At 71.0% G+C, this 17,645-nt stretch carries 16 protein-coding genes and 1 tRNA gene; 6 read left to right on the top strand and 11 right to left on the bottom strand.

Annotated features, from left to right (window positions below; all coding sequences use genetic code 11):
- Nucleotides 1-711, top strand: a complete 711-nt coding sequence (locus tag HFP48_RS10735; protein ID WP_168579491.1) for a DUF305 domain-containing protein — start codon at nucleotides 1-3, stop codon at nucleotides 709-711.
- Nucleotides 712-790: 79 nt separating this feature from the next.
- Here HFP48_RS10735 and HFP48_RS10730 read toward each other — a convergent pair whose 3' ends face one another.
- On the bottom strand, nucleotides 791-3,181 hold the full coding sequence (locus tag HFP48_RS10730) for a phosphoketolase family protein (RefSeq protein ID WP_168579490.1): 2,391 nt from the start codon (nucleotides 3,179-3,181) through the stop codon (nucleotides 791-793).
- Between the two features lie 244 nt (nucleotides 3,182-3,425).
- Between HFP48_RS10730 and HFP48_RS10725 the strand changes: the two genes are divergently transcribed.
- A tRNA-Arg gene (locus HFP48_RS10725) sits at nucleotides 3,426-3,501 on the top strand.
- A gap of 169 nt (nucleotides 3,502-3,670) precedes the next feature.
- Here HFP48_RS10725 and HFP48_RS10720 read toward each other — a convergent pair.
- The 7 genes from HFP48_RS10720 to HFP48_RS10690 form a co-directional block, all read right to left on the bottom strand.
- A complete protein-coding gene (locus HFP48_RS10720; protein WP_246872543.1) occupies nucleotides 3,671-4,819 on the bottom strand; it encodes an MFS transporter in 1,149 nt (382 codons plus the stop codon).
- 146 nt (nucleotides 4,820-4,965) lie between these two features.
- The gene (locus HFP48_RS10715; RefSeq protein ID WP_065922708.1) at nucleotides 4,966-5,346 is read right to left on the bottom strand and encodes a limonene-1,2-epoxide hydrolase family protein; all 381 of its coding nucleotides are present in this window, start codon (nucleotides 5,344-5,346) and stop codon (nucleotides 4,966-4,968) included.
- Between the two features lie 13 nt (nucleotides 5,347-5,359).
- Nucleotides 5,360-6,355, bottom strand: a complete 996-nt coding sequence (locus tag HFP48_RS10710; RefSeq protein WP_029542919.1) for an MBL fold metallo-hydrolase — start codon at nucleotides 6,353-6,355, stop codon at nucleotides 5,360-5,362.
- Between the two features lie 53 nt (nucleotides 6,356-6,408).
- Nucleotides 6,409-7,524: a 3'(2'),5'-bisphosphate nucleotidase CysQ gene (locus HFP48_RS10705; RefSeq protein WP_006940198.1), complete on the bottom strand. Its 1,116-nt coding sequence runs from the start codon at nucleotides 7,522-7,524 to the stop codon at nucleotides 6,409-6,411.
- Nucleotides 7,521-9,356 carry an adenylyl-sulfate kinase gene (cysC, locus tag HFP48_RS10700; protein ID WP_043797218.1) on the bottom strand — a complete coding sequence of 612 codons (1,836 nt, stop codon included), beginning with the start codon at nucleotides 9,354-9,356 and terminating at the stop codon, nucleotides 7,521-7,523. Before cysC ends, HFP48_RS10705 begins: the two co-directional genes overlap by 4 nt.
- Entirely contained in the window at nucleotides 9,356-10,273 is a 918-nt protein-coding gene (cysD, locus tag HFP48_RS10695) for a sulfate adenylyltransferase subunit CysD (protein ID WP_029542913.1), read from the bottom strand. The genes cysC and cysD overlap by 1 nt, the downstream gene beginning before the upstream one ends.
- A gap of 213 nt (nucleotides 10,274-10,486) precedes the next feature.
- On the bottom strand, nucleotides 10,487-11,401 hold the full coding sequence (locus tag HFP48_RS10690) for a helix-turn-helix domain-containing protein (RefSeq protein WP_029542911.1): 915 nt from the start codon (nucleotides 11,399-11,401) through the stop codon (nucleotides 10,487-10,489).
- A gap of 83 nt (nucleotides 11,402-11,484) precedes the next feature.
- Between HFP48_RS10690 and HFP48_RS10685 the strand changes: the two genes are divergently transcribed.
- The 3 genes from HFP48_RS10685 (at nucleotide 11,485) to HFP48_RS10675 (ending at nucleotide 14,661) form a co-directional block, all read left to right on the top strand.
- Nucleotides 11,485-12,651, top strand: a complete 1,167-nt coding sequence (locus tag HFP48_RS10685) for a hypothetical protein (protein WP_168579489.1) — start codon at nucleotides 11,485-11,487, stop codon at nucleotides 12,649-12,651.
- Nucleotides 12,648-13,451 (top strand): SDR family oxidoreductase, encoded by an 804-nt coding sequence (locus HFP48_RS10680; protein ID WP_029542907.1) that lies wholly within the window; start codon nucleotides 12,648-12,650, stop codon nucleotides 13,449-13,451. Before HFP48_RS10685 ends, HFP48_RS10680 begins: the two co-directional genes overlap by 4 nt.
- Nucleotides 13,452-13,512: 61 nt before the next feature.
- Nucleotides 13,513-14,661 (top strand): sulfotransferase, encoded by a 1,149-nt coding sequence (locus HFP48_RS10675; RefSeq protein ID WP_168579488.1) that lies wholly within the window; start codon nucleotides 13,513-13,515, stop codon nucleotides 14,659-14,661.
- On the opposite strand, the gene HFP48_RS10670 is transcribed toward HFP48_RS10675, so the two are convergent.
- Entirely contained in the window at nucleotides 14,646-15,191 is a 546-nt protein-coding gene (locus HFP48_RS10670) for a protein-tyrosine-phosphatase (RefSeq protein WP_006940182.1), read from the bottom strand. The two genes, HFP48_RS10675 and HFP48_RS10670, sit on opposite strands and share 16 nt — an antisense overlap.
- Before the next feature lie 189 nt (nucleotides 15,192-15,380).
- On the opposite strand from HFP48_RS10670, the gene HFP48_RS10665 reads away from it, so the two are divergent.
- Complete coding sequence (locus HFP48_RS10665; protein ID WP_006940181.1) at nucleotides 15,381-15,908, top strand: MarR family transcriptional regulator; 528 nt, start codon at nucleotides 15,381-15,383, stop codon at nucleotides 15,906-15,908.
- A gap of 54 nt (nucleotides 15,909-15,962) precedes the next feature.
- Here HFP48_RS10665 and HFP48_RS10660 read toward each other — a convergent pair whose 3' ends face one another.
- Together HFP48_RS10660 and mmsB are read right to left on the bottom strand one after the other, a co-directional pair.
- Nucleotides 15,963-16,739: an enoyl-CoA hydratase gene (locus HFP48_RS10660; RefSeq protein ID WP_006940180.1), complete on the bottom strand. Its 777-nt coding sequence runs from the start codon at nucleotides 16,737-16,739 to the stop codon at nucleotides 15,963-15,965.
- Nucleotides 16,736-17,644 carry a 3-hydroxyisobutyrate dehydrogenase gene (gene mmsB / locus HFP48_RS10655; RefSeq protein WP_006940179.1) on the bottom strand — a complete coding sequence of 303 codons (909 nt, stop codon included), beginning with the start codon at nucleotides 17,642-17,644 and terminating at the stop codon, nucleotides 16,736-16,738. Before mmsB ends, HFP48_RS10660 begins: the two co-directional genes overlap by 4 nt.
- Nucleotide 17,645: the final 1 nt, after the last annotated feature.

The raw sequence follows: 17,645 nt of genomic DNA, 5'->3' as shown, positions 1-17,645 counted from the left end.
GTGACGCACGATTCCGCTCCCACCGCCCAGAGGACTCCCACCCCCCAGGAGACGGGCCGACGCAGGGCGCTGCTGATCCTCGGTCTCGTCGCCGCCGTCGCGATCGGTTTCCTGCTCGGGTTCCTCGCCCGCATCCCGCTCGAGGACTCGCCGCCGGCGACGCCGGCCGCCGGCTCCGTCGACGTGGGATTCGCCCAGGACATGACCGTCCACCACAGCCAGGCGATCGAGATGGCCACCGTCGCGTTGACGGTGTCGGGCGACCAGCGGGTGCGCAACCTCGCGTACGACATTCTCACCACCCAGCAGAACCAGGTCGGGCAGATGCAGGGCTGGCTGTCGCTGTGGGGGCAGCCGCTGCTGCCCACCGGTGACTACATGACGTGGATGACCGAGGAGTCCGGCCACGACCACGGGAGCACGAGCCACTCCGACGGCGGCGGCGCCGGCCGGATGCCCGGCATGGCGACGTCCGAGGACCTGGCGAACCTGCGCCGCGCCACCGGCCCGGAACTCGACGTGCTGTTCCTGCAGCTGATGCTGCGCCACCACGAGGGCGGGCTGCCGATGATGGAGTACGGCGCGCAGTACGCGGGCCAGCCGGCGGTACGGACCCTGGCGCAGACGATGGTCGACACCCAGACCAGCGAGTCGGAACTCATGACGTCGATGCTGGCGGAGCGGGGCGCGCAGCCGCTGCCGATGAACTGACCGACCGGACCCGCGGACGGGGGACGGCCCACCGGGCCGTCCCCCGTCGGTGTGTACCGTCCGGGTCCCCCGTCGGTGTCTACCGTCCGACCCGGCCCCACTCCCAGTCGCGGATGTCGGGCATGTCCTCCCCGTGGGTGCGGATGAACTGGTGGTGCTCGACCAGCCGGTTCTTCAGGTGCTCGCGCGCGTACGCGGAGATCGGATGCAGACGGGGCACCCGGTCGACGACGTCCATGGCGAGGTCGAACCGGTCGATCTGGTTGAGCACGCACATGTCGAACGGCGTGGTGGTGGTGCCCTCCTCCTTGTACCCGCGCACATGGATGTTGTCGTGGTTGGTTCGCCGGTACGTCAGGCGGTGGATCAGCCACGGGTAGCCGTGGTAGGCGAAGATCACCGGCTTGTCCGTGGTGAACAGCGAGTCGAATTCGCGGTCCGACAGTCCGTGCGGATGCTCCGTGTGGTCCTGCAGCCGCATCAGATCCACGACGTTCACGACGCGGATCTTCAGGTCGGGGAACCATTCGAGCAGGATCTCCACGGCGGCGAGGGTTTCCATGGTGGGCACGTCGCCGGCGCAGCCGAGCACCACGTCGGGTTCGGCCCCCTTGTCGGTACCCGCCCAGTCCCAGATCCCGATTCCCTTGGTGCAGTGCACGATTGCCGCATCCATGTCGAGGTACTGCAGTTGCGGTTGCTTGCCGGCGACGATCACGTTGACGTACTGCCGGGTGCGCAGGCAGTGGTCGGCCACCGACAGCAGGGTGTTCGCGTCCGGCGGCAGGTACACGCGGATGACGTCGGCCTTCTTGTTGACCACGTGGTCGATGAAGCCCGGGTCCTGGTGCGAGAAGCCGTTGTGGTCCTGCCGCCACACGTGCGAGGTGAGCAGGTAGTTCAGCGACGGGATCGGCCGGCGCCAGTCGATGCCGTTGGTGGTGCGCAGCCACTTGGCGTGCTGGTTGAACATCGAGTCGACGATGTGGACGAAGGCCTCGTAGCAGGAGAAGAAGCCGTGCCGGCCGGTCAGCAGATAGCCCTCGAGCCAGCCCTGGCAGGTGTGCTCGGACAGGATCTCCATCACCCGCCCGTCGGGGGCGAGCCGGTCGTCGGTGGGCAGGATGCGGGCGTTCCAGGTGCGTGCGGTGGCCTCGAGGACGGGACCGAGCCGGTTGGAGTTGTTCTCGTCCGGGGAGAACACACGGAAGGTGGTCGCGTTCTCGCGCATGACGTCGCGCAGGAAGATACCGAGCACGCGGGTCGATTCGACGCTGCCGGTACCGGGCGCCTCGACCGGCACGGCGTAGTCGCGGAAGTCCGGCAACGCCAGGTCTCGTACGAGCGGCCCGCCGTTGGCATGGGGGTTGGCGCTCATCCGCCGCTCCCCCGCCGGGTGCAGGTCGCGGATCGCGGGCACGGGGGCACCGTGGTCGTCGAACAGTTCCTCGGGCCGGTAACTGCGCAGCCACTCCTCGAGAATCCTGCGGTGGCTTTCGTCGTCGCGGGCATTGGCGAAGGGCACCTGGTGCGAGCGCCAGTACCCTTCGACCGGGAGACCGTCGACCTCCTTCGGTCCGGTCCAGCCCTTCGGGGAACGCAGCACGATCATCGGCCAGCGCGGTCGCTCGGTGACCCCGTCGCGGCGGGCGCGGCGCCGGATCTCGAGGATCGCATCGACGCAGTGGTCCAGGGCCGCCGCGAACGCCTGGTGCATGCGCTCGGGATCGGAGCCCTCGACGAATACCGGATCGTGGCCGTAGCCGCGGAGCAGGTGCTCGAGTTCCTCGTGTTCGATGCGGGCGAGGACGGTCGGATTGGCGATCTTGTACCCGTTCAGGTGCAGGATCGGCAGCACGGCGCCGTCCCGGCGCGGGTCGACGAACTTGGTGGAGTGCCAGCTGGTGGCCAGCGGGCCGGTCTCGGCCTCGCCGTCGCCCACCACGGCAGCGACGATCAGGTCCGGGTTGTCGAACGCGGCCCCGTAGGCGTGCGACAGGGCGTACCCGAGCTCGCCGCCCTCGTGGATGGATCCGGGCGTCTCGGGGGCGACGTGGCTGGGAATCCCCCCGGGGAACGAGAACTGGGTGAACAGCCGCGCCATGCCGTCCGCGTCGCGGGAGATGTCCGGATAGATCTCGCTGTAGGTGCCCTCGAGCCAGGCTGCGGCGACCGGCCCGGGCCCGCCGTGGCCGGGGCCCATCACGTACATCATGTCCAGCTCGCGGGCGACGATGGCCCGGTTGAGGTGGGCGTAGACGAAGTTCAGCCCCGGGGTGGTGCCCCAGTGTCCGAGCAGCCGGGGCTTGATGTGCTCGGGACGCAACGGCTCGCGCAGCAGGGGGTTGCCCATGAGGTAGATCTGCCCCACCGACAGGTAGTTCGCGGCTCGCCACCAGGTGTCGAGCGCGGCGAGCTCCTCGGAGCTCAGCGGTCCGGTCCGAGTTGCCGTGTCGGATTCTGCGTCCACGTACGGTCCTCTCCTGCGGGTGCGGTGTGGTCCGGTCTCGGGTTCGAGCCTGCCCCGGGCGGGTGGCCCACGCCGGCCGTTCCGGGAAACACTCGCCGAAGAGTTCCTCCCGGACGGCGCATCCGTGCCTGCCGGATACCCGACGAGCGCCGGAGAAACCCCCTCCGACCAGGCGATGTGGCGTATCGCCGACAATGCGCTACGCTAACTCCCGCCCCACCGAGCAACCGGTGGAGTCCGGAACGCCCTCGTAGCTCAGGGGATAGAGCGCTTGCCTCCGGAGCAAGAAGTCGCAGGTTCGAATCCTGCCGAGGGCACCACGGGAACGGCCCCGCGTCGCAGTGCGACGCGGGGCCGTTCCCGTTCTGCGGCCCGGACCTGGCGCAGAGCGGCAGGACGTCGAGACCAGGTGTTGTGAAACGCGGACTCGTCACGAAGCAGGATGTGCGCATCGTCCACGCCCAGAGATTCTGTGTTCATCGTCCGATGTCACCGACTGCCACCCCGTGCGAGAACCCGTACAGCATCAGCGCCACCGCGCTGAGCAGTGACACCGCCGCGGTGACGACGAGCAGCGACCCCAGACCGAGGGCGGGTATCGCGGCACCGGCGTGCTGCGACCGAGCTGAGGGCTCCCACGACCAGGCAGGCTGTGAACGCCGCACCGGCGCGCTCGGGTACCAGCTCGGCGGTCCAGACCGCGAGCACCGCGGATCCTGTCATGTACCCCATGCCGAAGATGCCCGCCGAGGGTGCGGTCGTGGCTACGGAGCCACCTGCCAGCCCGAGCAGCACCAGCGCCGCACCGACCGTTGCAAGGCACAGCGCGGCGACCCGGACGCTGCCCAGTCGCTGCCCGAGGGTTCCGGTCGCCACCCCCACCATGCCGGTGAGACCGAGGGCCGCGTAGAGAGCCGGGACGGCCGCCGCCGGGAGGGTGCCGCTGTCCAGGACGTCGGCGGCATAGGTGAAGTAGACGACCACGACCGCGAAGTAGACAACGGAGTAGGCTACCGGGACCCGAAGCGCTGCCACCAGCGAGGAGGCACCGGCTCGCCCCTCCGGACGTGGGGCCGACCCGGTCCGCGGCACCAGGCGCAGGTTCACGAGTGCGGCGGCCACGGCAGCGAGGGCGATGCCGGCCCACACCAGGCGCCACAAGCCCACCGCAGCCAGGACGGCCAGCGCGCCCAGCAGCACCAGTCCGCCGCTGGTGCCGGTGGTGATGATCGCCAACGCTCGGGGCTGCTGCCGCGAGGGCACCGATCGGGTCACGATGTCGGAGTAAGGCGCCCAGACCCAGCCACCGGCGCTGCCGGCCAAAACGACACCGACGGCAAGCAGCCCCGGGGACTGCGCGAAAGTCACGATCACAGCCCCCGCAGCGCCGCAGGCCCCGCCCGCTGTCGTCGGCGCGCGCGACCCGCGGCGAGCGGCGAGCCGTCCGGCGAGCAACAGACCGGCCAGGTAGCCCGCAAACGTTGCGCTGGCGACGAGGCCGAGCACCAGCTCGGAGAGCCGCAGGTCTTCCCGGATATCGGGCAGTGTCAGGCCGTAGGCGTAGCGGGCCATGCCGAAAGCGACTCCGACCACCGCAGCTCCGGCCAGGCCGATCCGCCCGCCTGGGGAGAGCGTCATGAATTCCCCTTCATGCCGCGGGCCCGGCTACGTCACGGACCTCGGCCCGACTCCCGGGAGCATCGGCACTCACTGCGTGCATGCACCGACTCTCCCACGGCCGGATCAACTCGGTCACCTGCGGCCGACGACCGCGAGACCGGGTGTCAGTCCGCCGGATCCTGCTGGGCGGCCTCGGCGATCGGCGCCATGTCGAAGTAGTCGCGCCAGCCGGCGATCCTGCCGTCGACGACCTCGAAGGCCCCCATCACGGGCAGTTCGACGGTCCGTCCCCCGATCGTGAAGACGTCGACACGCTCGTTGAGCACCACGCCGCCGTGGACAGCCTGGTGCCGGATGCGGAAATCGATGCCGCCGAACGAGGCGACGAACCCGGCGATGAACTCCTCGATCGCCGCGCGCCCACGCACCGGTTCCATCGGGATGTTGTGGTAGACGGCGTCGTCGGTGAAGTAGGACGCGAGCACGGCCGGGTCGGGATCGGCCCAGCGGCGACAGAATTCGGTGACGAGCTCGTCGGGGGTCATGCGGTTCCTTCCGTCAGGCCCGGGCGAAGCGCGCCGGATCGGTGCCCGGGACCCGGCGCGCCCGGCCTCTCTCGATGAGGTGCCGCACGTGCGCCGAGGCCTCGGACAGCGCCATCTGCTTGCCCGTGGGCGGAGTCTGGTCCCAGGGGCGGTACCACGTCATCCGCTCGGCAGCCTGCCACAGTGTCAGCTCCTCGTCGCCGAACGCCGCGTACAGATCGTCGAGGCGTCGCTCGTGGTGCTCGACGAGCGCGTCGGTGCGGGCCGCGAGGTCGTCGATCGGCTGCCGGTGCGCGGGCAGGGTGCGCCGGGCAGGGAGGGTGCCGACGGCGCGCAGGGAGTCGATGAATTCGCCGAGGGCGTCGCGTTCGGGGAGGGGGAAATCGAAGTCGCCCACGTGCGGGGTCGTGGTGGCGAGGACGTGGTCGCCGCTGAAGAGGATGTCGTGCTCCTCGATGTAGAAGCAGGCGTGGCCGGGGGTGTGCCCGGGGGTGAACACCGTGCGCAGGGTGCGGCCGGCGAGCGTGATCCGTTCGTCGGTGGCGAGCTTGCGGTCGGGATGGACGTCGGGCTTGCCGGTTGCGCGTTCCCCGTTCACGCGGTCGAGGTAGGTGGCGATCTGGTCGTCCGGGGCGCCGGCGCGGCGCCACTGCTCGGCCTCCCACTCGGCGTTGCCGTCGCCGGAAATCATGAGCTCGAGCTGGCCGAAGTCGTCCTCGTGCATGCCGACCCAGCAGCCCGACGCTTCCCGGATCCGGCCGGTCAGACCGACGTGGTCGGGATGGAAGTGAGTGACGACGACCCCCTCGACGTCCGCGACGGAGGCGCCGACGGCGGCGAGGCCGTCCTGCAGCGCGGCCCAGGACGTGTCGTCGTTCCAGCCCACGTCGACGAGGACCAGCCCGCGCGGCGACTCCATCGCATACACCTGGGTGTCGCCGACCGGCAGGTCGCTCACCGGTACGGGGATGCGGTAGATGCCGTCGCCGATGTCGCGGGCGTGGTCCATGGGGTCCTCCGAGCTACTCGATCGTTAGCCATTCAATGAACACAAACAGTAAACTATTTGGGTTCGTGCGGCTCGATGATCGCCATGATCGACCGGATCTCCCCCGCTGGGATGGCGAAGTGCTCGGTGACCGCCACGGTGAGGGTGCCGTCGCCGGCGTCGAGGTCGAGCAGGAACCGCGCGACGACGTTGTCGTCCCACTCGCGAAACGTCAGCTCCCGCACACGACGGATCGAGCGGTACTCGGGGCCCTGCTCGAGCCGGTCGCGGATCTCGACGCCGCTGTCGCCGGTGCGCACGCCGTTCTCGACCCGCCACGCGTCGGCCGCGAGCCGCACGTGTGATGCGTCGTGTCCGACGAGGGAGCGGATGTAGGAGCGGGCCATGGCGACGCGGGCGCTGTCGGTGGGCGCGCCGGCATGCTCGGCGATCGCGGCCATCAGGGTCGGCGCCCAGTCCGGCCGGCAGATCACCAGGTCCGGCATGTAGGGGTGGGGGCGGTTGTACTCGAGCTCGCTGCCGTCGATGCGGGCGCAGTACAGCCCCGCCGCCTGCGCGACCCCCACCGGCGCCGCGGAGTCCCACTCCCACTGCCCGCCGGCGTGCACGTAGGCATCGACGTCGCCACGCACCACCGCCATGGCCTTGGCCCCGGCCGAACCCATCCGCACCACGTGGGCGCCGACGGCCCGGGCGACGTCGGCGACGAAGGCCGGCGGCCGGCTGCCGCTGACGACGATCCGGGGCCGTCGGCCGGCCAGCGGCCGCAGTTCGGCGGGACGGACGTCGTCGGTGCCGTAGACGGCACCGACGGCCGGCTGAGCGACGGCGGCGGCGGTGATACCCCTGCCGGCCTCCCACAACGCGACGTGCACGGCCCAGTCCTCGTGGTCCGGCATGCCGTACTCCTTGGACCCGTCCAACGGGTCGACGATCCACACCCGCTTCGCGTGCACCCGCACCGGATCGTCGGCGGATTCCTCCGAGAGCACCGCGTCGCCGGGGCGCTCGGCGGCGAGCCGCTCGAGGATGTACGTATCGGCGGCGCGGTCGCCGCGGCGGCCGAGTTCGCGACCGGTGAGCGTGTCGGCCTCGGCCGCGCGGACGGTCAGCAACAGTTCGCCTGCAGCGGTGGCGATCTCGGCGGCGAGGGCGGCGTCATCGGTCATGGGGCCAACAATTCCATGACCAGCCCGGCCTGTGCGACCGGATCGCCGTCCTGCGGCCGCAGCACCAGGTCCGGCCGGGTGGGCGCCTCGTAGGGGTCGTCGATACCGGTGAACCCGGTGATCTCCCCGGCCCGGGCCCGGGCGTACATGCCCTTCGGATCGCGGGCCTCGCAGTCGGCGAGCGGGGTGTCGACGAACACCTCGAGGAACGGCAGCCCGGCCTCCCGGTGCTGCTCGCGGATCCGGTCCCGGTCGGACCGGTACGGGCTGATGAGCGCGCAGATCGTCACCAGGCCCGCGTCGGCCATCAGCTGCGCCACCGCGCCGACGCGCCGGACGTTCTCCGCGCGGTCCCGCGGCCCGAAGCCGAGGTCGGCGTTGAGGCCGTGGCGCAGGTTGTCGCCGTCGAGCCGGTAGGCCGGGACACCGGCCGCGAGCAGGCGCCGCTCGAGCGCCGCGGCGACGGTGGACTTGCCCGACGCCGACAGGCCGGTCAGCCACACCGTCGCGCCGCGCGAGAGGCGTTCGGCGCGGGTCGCCTCCGCCGCGTGCCACACGACGGGGGCGGCGGCGAGGGTGGGTCCGGTGATCATCCCGGCGGCGACGGTGCTGCCGGTCGCGTCGTCGACGAGCACGAAGCTGCCGGTGGTCCGGTTGCGCCGGTAGGGGTCGAACAGCACGGGACGGCGGGTCCGCAGCTGCACCCGTCCGATCTCGTTGAGGGTCAGCGATCGTGCCGTCCCGTCGCGGTGGAGGGTGGTGACGTCGAGCCGGTAGTCGAGCCGCACCACGTGCGCGGCGGTGGCGTTGGTGGTGTGCAGCAGGGTGTAGGTGGCGTCGGGTGCGAGACCCGGGCCCTCGGCGAGCCAGCACACCATCGCGTCGAGCTCGTGCCCGACGAGCGGGCGGTTCCCCGGGCGGCACAGCATGTCACCGCGGCCCACGTCGAGGTCGTCCTCGAGTTCGAGGCACACGGCGCTGCCCGCGAAGGCGCTCGGCACCGGGTCGCCGCCCGGTCCGTGGACGGCGCGCACACGCGTGCCGTAGCCCGAGGGCAGCACCACCACCTCGTCGCCGGGGGCGAACGCCCCGCTCGCGACGGTGCCGGCGTAGCCGCGGAAGTCGCGGTGCTCCCCGTGACCGGGGCGGAGCACGTACTGGACGGGGAATCGCGCGTCGATGAGGTTGCGATCGGAGTCGATGTGCACCTGCTCGAGACGGTGCAGCAACGAGGCGCCCTCGTACCAGGTCATGGTGGTGGTGCGCGTGACGACGTTGTCGCCGAGCAGCGCCGACACCGGCACGAACGTCAGGTCGTGGATGTCGAGTTTGGCTGCGAACGAGGAGAATTCGGCGCAGATCTCGTCGAAGCGCTGTTGCGACCAGTCGACCAGGTCCATCTTGTTGACGCACAGCACGAGGTGGGGGACGCCGAGCAGGCTGGCGAGAAAGGCGTGCCGGCGGGTCTGCTCGACGATGCCCTTGCGGGCGTCGACGAGAATGAGGGCGAGGTCGGCGGTCGAGGCGCCGGTGACCATGTTCCGGGTGTACTGCTCGTGGCCGGGGGTGTCGGCGACGACGAAGGCGCGGTGCGGGGTACAGAAGTAGCGGTGAGCGACATCGATGGTGATGCCCTGTTCCCGCTCCGCCCGCAGTCCGTCGGTGAGCAGCGCCAGATCGGGGGTGTCCATGCCGCGCTCGCGGCTGGTGCGGGTGACGGCGTCGAGCTGGTCCTCGGGCACGGCCTTGGAATCGTGGAGCAACCGGCCGATCAGCGTGGACTTGCCGTCGTCGACGCTGCCGGCGGTGGCGATGCGCAGCAACCGGGTCATCAGAAGTAGCCCTCCTTCTTGCGGTCCTCCATGCCGGCCTCGGAGATGCGGTCGTCGGCGCGGGTGGCGCCGCGCTCGGTGACGCGGCTGACGGCGACCTCGGCGACCACCTCGTCGGGGGTGGCGGCGGCGGATTCGACGCACCCCGTGCAGGTGGCGTCGCCCACCGTGCGGAACCGCACCAGCGCGTCGCGCGGCTCGTCGTCCGGCAGCAGAGCGAGGAACTCGTTGAGCGCCAGCAGCATTCCGTCGCGCTCGACGACGGTGCGGCGATGGGCGTAGTAGAGCGACGGCAGCTCGATGCCCTCGTCGCGGATGTAGTTCCAGACGTCGAGTTCGGTCCAGTTGGACAGCGGGAACACGCGGATGTGCTCACCGCGGCGGTGCCGGCCGTTGTACAGCTGCCACAGTTCGGGACGCTGCGCCTTGGGATCCCACTGCCCGAACTCGTCGCGGAAGGAGAACACGCGTTCCTTGGCGCGGGCCTTCTCCTCGTCGCGGCGGGCGCCGCCGAACACCGCGTCGAATCCGCCTTCGCGGATGGCGCGCAACAGCGTTCGGGTCTGCAGCCGGTTGCGGCTCGCGCGCGGGCCGACGTCCTCGACGGCCCGGCCGGCGTCGATGTCGTCCTGCACCGAGGCGACCAGCAGGCGCACCCTCCGGCGGGCCGCCTCGGCGTCGCGGTAGGCGAGGACCTCGGGGAAGTTGTGACCGGTGTCGATGTGCAGCACCGGAAACGGGATCGGCGCCGGCCAGAACGCCTTGGCCGCCACGTGCAGCATCACCGCGGAGTCCTTGCCTCCGGAGAAGAGCAGCACGGGACGTTCGAAGGTGGCCGCCACCTCCCGGAAGATGTGCACGGACTCGGCCTCGAGCGCGCGCAGCAGGGACAGTTCGTACGACGGCGTGAGGGTCATCGGGGCTCCAGCTCACGAGCGCCGGTCCAAATATGTACCGGCTCGGTCGAAAGGTTTCGCCCCGAACAATAGAACGAGTTTCAGTTCCGGGTCAACGCCTCGCGGGGTGCGAGCGAATGTATCGCCCACTCGATCAGACCGACGGCATGATCCATTCGCTCGGTCCCCCGGGGCCGCAACACCCGGCCGTCACCGGGCCGGGCGACGCCCGCGTCACCGGGCCGGGCGACGCCCGCCGAGCTCGCGCGTGACGGCCTCGGCGGTGGCCACGAGGGCCGCCCCGCGCCGGGCGATCTCCCGGTTGGCCAGGGTCGCGCCCACGTGGAGCGTGAGCACCACCGACTGCCGCCCGTCCGCGTCGTAAGCGGGGGCGGCGAGCAGGTTCACCGGATGCTCGGCGTCGGCCGGTTCCGCCCCGGTCAGCAGCACCCGCTCCCCCAGGCTGGACACCATCTCCCCCAGCAGTTCGCGCAGCTCGGACGGCAGGTCGTGCGCCGCGACGCCCGCCATGAGCGCGTGCAACCGCCGCCCGCCCGCGGTGAGCGACTCGACCAGGTATCCCGCGGTGCGGCACTCGTCGACCACGTCCCGCAGGCGGTCCCGGTCCAGCCGCACCGGAAGCGTCGGCTCGCGCGCGAGCCACTGCTCGAGCCGCTCGTCGGAGTCCCACAGCACGTACATCAAGCCCACCGGCGGCGCGAACGGATAGACCTCTCCCACCCGCGCCCCGGCACCGTCCGGATCGGCCCCGGCGACGTCGAGGACCGCGATGCGGTCGCCCACCACCGCCGACGCGGCGCAGGTGGCACCGAACTCGGCGCCGAGCGCGGCCAGGTGGCGGTGGGTGACGGGACCGACGGCGAAGCCGCGCTGCGCGGCGCGGCCCGCGACGATCAGCGCGGGACCGAGGCCGTACGTCCTGTCGGCGGGATGGCGCATCAGGTAGCCGGCCTCGGTCAGGGCGGTCAGGATCCCCAGGCACGTCGGCTTGCTCATGCCCAGCCGGCGCGCCAGCTCGGAGAGCCCGAACCGGGTCTCCGGGTGCGCGACCAGGTGGTCCAGGACCTGCACGACCCGCTCGGTCGGCGGCGAACGCCGAGCGGACGACGTCGCGGCGGCCTCGGTCATTGACGCCTCCTTGGAACACGTTCTATCGTCGCTGCACCGAGAGCCTACCGCACCGGTACATATTTGAACCGCAAGGAGATCGTGTGCTCACCGATCCGCTCACATCCGCCATCGCCGAGGCCGAGAAGCTCGTCGCGACGGCGCCGCACATCCGCACCGAGCAGGACCTGGTCGAGGGGTACCGCTACCTCGCCGGCGGGATCACCGCCTGCGTCCACTCGGCGTGGGCGGCCGAGAGCCCCCACCCCACGTTCGTCACCGGCACCGGGCCCTACACGAAGATGGGGCTCGACAACCCCGACACCCTCTACTTCGGGGCGCGCATCCGCGACGACGCCGAGTACGTCGTCACCGGCCGCCGCGGCACCACCTGCGACCTGAGCTTCCAGGTGCTCGCCGGCAACTACACCGACGCCGAGGTACCCGGCAACGTCACCGCGTTCGACGACCGCGAGCTGCGCATCGCCGACGACGGCACCTTCGAGGCCCGGTTCGGTCCCGGCCCTGCCGACCCCGGGAACAACTACTTCACCCTCGCCCCCGGCTCGTCCCAGCTCGTCGTCCGGGAGGTCTACAACGACTGGTCCCAGCGGCGCGGCACCCTGCGCATCGACCGGGTCGACGCGCTCGGCACACCGCCGCCCGAGCCGACGCAGGACGACGCCGCCGCTCGCTACCGGCGGGCCGGGCGCGCGCTCGTGTCCCGGGTGCGGACGTGGCTGCAGTTCCCGCAGTGGTTCTACCTCGACCTTCCGGTCAACACGGTCACCGAACCGCGGCCGACGCCTGGCGGCCTGGCCACCCAGTACTCGTCCGTCGGGCACTTCGACCTGCGCGACGACGAGGCGATGATCCTCACCGTCCCCGCCTCCGACGCGCCCTACCAGGGCTTCCAGCTGGGCAGCCTCTGGTATATCTCGCTCGACTACATCCACCACCAGACGTCGCTGAACAACACACAGGCCCAGGTCGATCCGGACGGGATGATCCGCATGGTCGTCTCCGCCCGCAATCCCGGCGTCGCCAACTGGGTCGAGACCCTGGGTCGCAGCCGCGGGTTCCTGCAGTTCCGCTGGCAGCGCCTCTCCCGCGACCTCACGACCGCGGACGGCCCGACGGCCCGGGTGGTCCCGTTCGACGACCTGGCCGCGGCACTGCCGTTCCTCGACCACAACCGGGTCACGCCCCAGCAGTGGTCCGCGCGGATCGCCGCTCGCCAGACCGCGATCGCCGACCGGATGCTCGGGTGAGCGCCGTGACCACCACCCCGAGCCCCCTGCTCGCCGGACAGACCGTCGTGGTCAGCGGCGTCGGGCCCGGACTCGGCCGCACCCTTGCGGTGCGGTGCGCCGAGCACGGCGCCGACGTCGTGCTCGCCGCCCGCACCGCCGCCCGCCTCGACGACGTCGCGGCCGAGATCACCGCCCTGGGCCGGCGCGCCCTGTCCGTCCCGACCGACATCACCGACACCGGCTCCGCGTCCCGGCTGGTCGAGACGGCCCTCCGCGAGTTCGGCCGGGTCGACACCCTGGTCAACAACGCTTTCTCGGTTCCGTCGATGAAACCGTTGGCACGCACCGACTTCCAGCACATCCGCGACAGCGTGGAACTCACCGTCCTCGGCGCGCTGCGCCTGACCCAACTGTTCACCGACGCCCTGACCGAGACGAAGGGCTCGGTGGTGAACATCAATTCGATGGTGCTGCGACACTCGCAGGAGCGCTACGGCAGCTACAAGCTGGCCAAGTCGGCCCTGCTCGCGCTGTCACAGTCCCTCGCCACCGAGCTCGGCCCTCACGGAATCCGAGTCAATTCCGTTGCCCCCGGCTATATCTGGGGAGAAACCCTGAAGGCGTACTTCGAGCACCAGGCAGAGAAGTACGGCACCACCGTCGAACAGATCTACCAGCACACCGCGGCGGGCACCGACCTCAAACGCCTGCCCACCACCGAGGAGGTGGCTGACGCCGTGATCTTCCTCGCCTCCCCGCTGGCACGGGCCGTCACCGGCCAGTGCCTGGACGTGAACTGCGGCGAATACCACCACTGACCAGCCGTGCGCGTTTTCGGTAGCCGGCACTACCAGAAGCGCGCACAGGGAAGGGAGATGCATGAGTGAACGCACCAGCGTCGGCACCGTCGAGGACCTGCACGCCTCCGCGACGCGGCTGACCGGCCTGACCGACTTCGGCGACGACGACTACACCGAGGCCCTCGGCGTCCTTCTCGACTCGTATGCGCGCGACGAACACCTCACCCCGCTCGGCAGCAAGATGTCGCGGGTGTTCCTGCGCGGCGCCCTCGTCGCGCGGCTGCTGAGCGAATCGGCTTGGCGCGCCCACCCCGAGCACGCCGACGTCGCGATCGAACGGCCGATCTTCGTCACCGGCCTCCCCCGCACCGGCACCACCGCGCTGCACCGCCTGCTCACCGCCGATCCCGGCCACCAGGGACTCGAGATGTGGCTGACCGAGCTGCCGCAGCCACGGCCGCCGCGCGAGACGTGGGCCGGGAACCCGGCGTTCGCGGCCATCGAGGCCGGGTTCGCGCAGCACCACGTCGAGCACCCGGAGTTCATGGGTGTGCACTACATGTCCGCCGGCGAGGTCGAGGAGTGCTGGCAGCTGCTGCGGCAGTCCTTCCGATCGGTGTCCTACGAATGCCTCGCGCACCTGCCCACCTACTCGCGCTGGCTCGCGCGGCAGGACTGGACCGGCGCGTACGCCCGGCACCGCCGGAACCTGCAGCTGATCGGGCTTCCCGACGCCGGCAAGCGCTGGGTCCTGAAGAACCCGAGCCACCTGTTCGCACTCGACGAACTGCTCACCGTCTACCCCGACGCGCTGATCGTCGTCACCCACCGCGACCCGCGCACCGTGATCCCGTCGGTGTGCAGCCTGGCCGCGCACGCCACCGACGGCTGGTCGCACACCTTCCGGGGCGCGAGCATCGGGCGCAGCCAGCTCGACCTGTGGGCGCGCGGGCTCGACACGTTCACCGCGGAACGGAGCCGGCACCACCCGGATCGGTTCGTCGATGTGGACTACCGCGACTTCGTCGCCGATCCCCTCGGCACGGTCGGCGCGATCTACGACCGGTTCGGCATCCCGCTCACCGCCGGCGCCGAACAGGCGATGGCCGCGCTGCACGCCGAGAGCCGCAGCGGGGACCGCCGGCCGGCGCACCGCTACCGGCTCGAGGACTTCGGTCTGAGCGACGCCGAGGTGGACGAGCGGTTCCCGGACTACGCCTGTCGCTGACCCGCGGCGACCGCCGCGGCGGCGAGGACGTCGAGCAGCGGGAACAGCGCGGCGGCGATGAGATCCCCGGTCTCGACGAACGCCTGCTCGGACAGGCCGATCGGGTCGGGGATGTTCGGGGTGCGGGCCGCGCCGCTGGGATCCCGGCAGGCGTCGAGCCGGGCGATCGTCTCCGCACCGGTGACGGTCGCGATGCGGTGCGCCTCGGTCAGGGTGAACGACTTCGCCGCGGCGCCGGCGGTCAGGCCGGCGACCCGGTCGCGCTGCTCCTCGCTCATGGTCAGGACCAGGTCGGCGCCCTCGACCATCGTCGCGGTCACCCGGCGGGCGCGGAAGTCGCTCGCGTCGGCGCCGAGACCGGCGATGACCGCGGCCGCCCTGGGTTCGACGGGATACCCGACGAGGGCCCGCGTGCCCGCGCTCTCGGCGGTCAGGTCGGCCCACCCCGATTCGCACGCGTAGGCCCGCGTCAGCCGCTCCGCGATCACGGACCGGCAGACGTTGCCGCTGCAGACGAACAGGATGTGCACGCGCGCACTCTAGTCGCCGCGAATCGGGCGGAGGGGACGCGATTTTCGGCGCCGTGCGATGTTCACGTGCCGTTCGCACGCGCGCCGCGTGTCGTTCACTCACGGCGGCCGGTTCGCGGGCCGCCCCGGCGGGGTCCGGAAGCCGTGTCCACGTCACGTCCAGACCGTGCGACATGGGATGATCGACGTATGCCCGCACCCCTACCGCTCGATCCGATCGCCGAGGCCCACCGCCAGTGGACGGCCCACGGCTGGGGTGAGGTCGCGGACGGCATGGCCGCGGTGACCTCCGTGATGCGCGCGCAGCAGATCATGATGGCGCGGGTCGAGGAGGTCCTCAAACCGTTCGGGCTCACGTTCGCCCGGTACGAACTGCTGACCCTGCTGCACTTCACCAGGACCGGGGCGCTGCCCATGGCGAAGGCCAGCGCCCGGCTGCAGGTCCACCCCACCAGCGTCACCAATGCCGTGGACCGGCTCGAGACCGCGGGGCTCGTGCGCCGCACCCCGCACCCGAGCGACCGTCGCGCCACACTGGTCGAACTGACCGACGAGGGGCGGGCGCTGGCCGTCGAGACCACCGAGAAGCTCAACGCCGAGGTGTTCGCCCGGCCCGGCGTGCCCGACGACCAGCTCGAGACGCTGCTGCGGATCCTGGCCGGCCTGCGCCGCGACGCCGGCGACTTCGACACCGGAGGCGATCCCACCAGGTGGTGACACGGATCGGGGCCGTCCCGCAGGATGCGGAACGGCCCCGGTCGAGGACGACGATCAGGCGTGCTTGAATTCCGGCGCGCGCTTCTCGACGAACGCGGCCATGCCTTCCTTCTGGTCGGCGGTGGCGAACGTCGAGTGGAACACCCGCCGCTCGAACTTCACGCCCTCGGCGAGGGTGGTCTCGAAGGACCGGTTGACCGCCTCCTTGGCCATCATCGCGACGGGCAGCGACATCGACGCCACCGTGGTCGCGGCCTCGAGCGCCACGTCGAACAGGTCCGCGGCCGGCACGATGCGCGACACCAGGCCCGCGCGCTCGGCCTCCTCGGCGTCCATGTTCCGGCCGGTCAGGCACATGTCCATCGCCTTGGCCTTGCCCACGGCGCGGGTGAGCCGCTGCGAGCCGCCGATGCCGGGGATGACGCCGAGCTTGATCTCGGGCTGGCCGAACTTGGCGGTGTCCGCGGCGATGATGAAGTCGCACAGCATGGCCAGTTCGCAGCCGCCGCCGAGGGCGTACCCGGAGACGGCGGCAATGATCGGCTTGCGGGCCGAGGAGAGCCGATCCCACTGCGAGAACAGGTCTTCCGCGTACACCTCGGAGAACGTCTTCGGCGCCATCTCCTTGATGTCCGCGCCCGCGGCGAACGCCTTCTCGGAGCCGGTGAGCAGGATGGCGCCGATACCGGCATCCGCCTCGAGCTCCTCGACGGCCGCCACCACCTCACGCATCAGTTGGCTGTTGAGGGCGTTGAGCGCCTTGGGCCGGTTCAGCGTGATGATGCCGACGCGGTCCTTGCGGTCGAGCAGGATCGTCTCGAAGTCCGTCACTGGGTTTCCTGTTCTGTCGAGCGGTTGCGGATCTCGGTGATGATGGCCGAGAAGTCCAGTCCGCCGCCACCCGACTCGTTGAAGCGGTGGTAGATCTCCGCGGCCCGCAGCCCCAGCTCGGCGTCGACGCCGTTGGCGCGCAACGCGTTCGCGGCCAGACCGAGGTCCTTGTCCATGAGCGCGGCGGCGAACCCGGGCTGGTAGTCGTTGTTGGCGGGGGTGGTGGGCACCGGCCCGGGCACCGGGCAGTTGCTGGTCAGCGCCCAGCACTGGCCGGAGGCGTTGGACGCGACGTCGAAGAGGGCCTGGTTGGTCAGTCCGAGCTTCTCGCCGAGCACGAAGGCCTCGCTGATGGCGATCATCGACACGCCGAGGATCATGTTGTTGCAGATCTTGGCGGCCTGGCCGACGCCGGACCCGCCGCAGTGCACGACCTTGCGACCCATCACCTCGAGCAGCGGCTTTGCGGCTTCGAAGTCCTCCTCCGACCCGCCGACCATGAAGGCGAGGGTGCCGGCGGCCGCACCGGCCACGCCGCCGGAGACGGGCGCGTCGATGGCGCGGTGCCCGGCCTGCACGGCCTTCTCGTGGGCGGCGCGCGCGTCGGCGACGTCGATGGTGGAGCTGTCGACGAACAGCGTGTTCGGCCGGGCGGCCGGCAGGACCTCGTCGTACAGCTTCAGCACGAGGGCGCCGTTGGGCAGCATCGTGATCACGACGTCGGCGTCGCGGACCGCGTCGGTCGCGGACTCGGAGATCGTGAGGCCGTCGGCGCGGCCCTGTTCCTGGGCCGCCGGCACCGGGTCGAAACCGGTGACCGGGTAGCCGGCCTTGACGAGGTTCGCGGCCATCGGCCCGCCCATGTGGCCGAGACCGAGGAAGGCGACGTTCGGCAGTGTGCTCATG

The sequence above is a fragment of the Rhodococcus sp. DMU1 genome (genome assembly GCF_012272955.1).
Classification (GTDB): Bacteria; Actinomycetota; Actinomycetes; order Mycobacteriales; family Mycobacteriaceae; genus Rhodococcus; species Rhodococcus aetherivorans.
Note: the sequence above shows the minus strand (reverse complement) of the source record. Positions and strands in the feature narration are given on the sequence as shown.

Coding starts and splice junctions, on each gene's coding strand:
- HFP48_RS10720 (WP_246872543.1), bottom strand. CDS start 4,819: ATGACGCTCTCCCCAGGCGGGCGGATCGGCCTGGCCGGAGCTGCGGTG.
- HFP48_RS10715 (WP_065922708.1), bottom strand. CDS start 5,346: ATGACCCCCGACGAGCTCGTCACCGAATTCTGTCGCCGCTGGGCCGAT.
- HFP48_RS10710 (WP_029542919.1), bottom strand. CDS start 6,355: ATGGACCACGCCCGCGACATCGGCGACGGCATCTACCGCATCCCCGTA.
- HFP48_RS10705 (WP_006940198.1), bottom strand. CDS start 7,524: ATGACCGATGACGCCGCCCTCGCCGCCGAGATCGCCACCGCTGCAGGC.
- cysC (WP_043797218.1), bottom strand. CDS start 9,356: ATGACCCGGTTGCTGCGCATCGCCACCGCCGGCAGCGTCGACGACGGC.
- cysD (WP_029542913.1), bottom strand. CDS start 10,273: ATGACCCTCACGCCGTCGTACGAACTGTCCCTGCTGCGCGCGCTCGAG.
- HFP48_RS10690 (WP_029542911.1), bottom strand. CDS start 11,401: ATGACCGAGGCCGCCGCGACGTCGTCCGCTCGGCGTTCGCCGCCGACC.
- HFP48_RS10675 (WP_168579488.1), top strand. CDS start 13,513: ATGAGTGAACGCACCAGCGTCGGCACCGTCGAGGACCTGCACGCCTCC.
- HFP48_RS10665 (WP_006940181.1), top strand. CDS start 15,381: ATGCCCGCACCCCTACCGCTCGATCCGATCGCCGAGGCCCACCGCCAG.
- mmsB (WP_006940179.1), bottom strand. CDS start 17,644: ATGAGCACACTGCCGAACGTCGCCTTCCTCGGTCTCGGCCACATGGGC.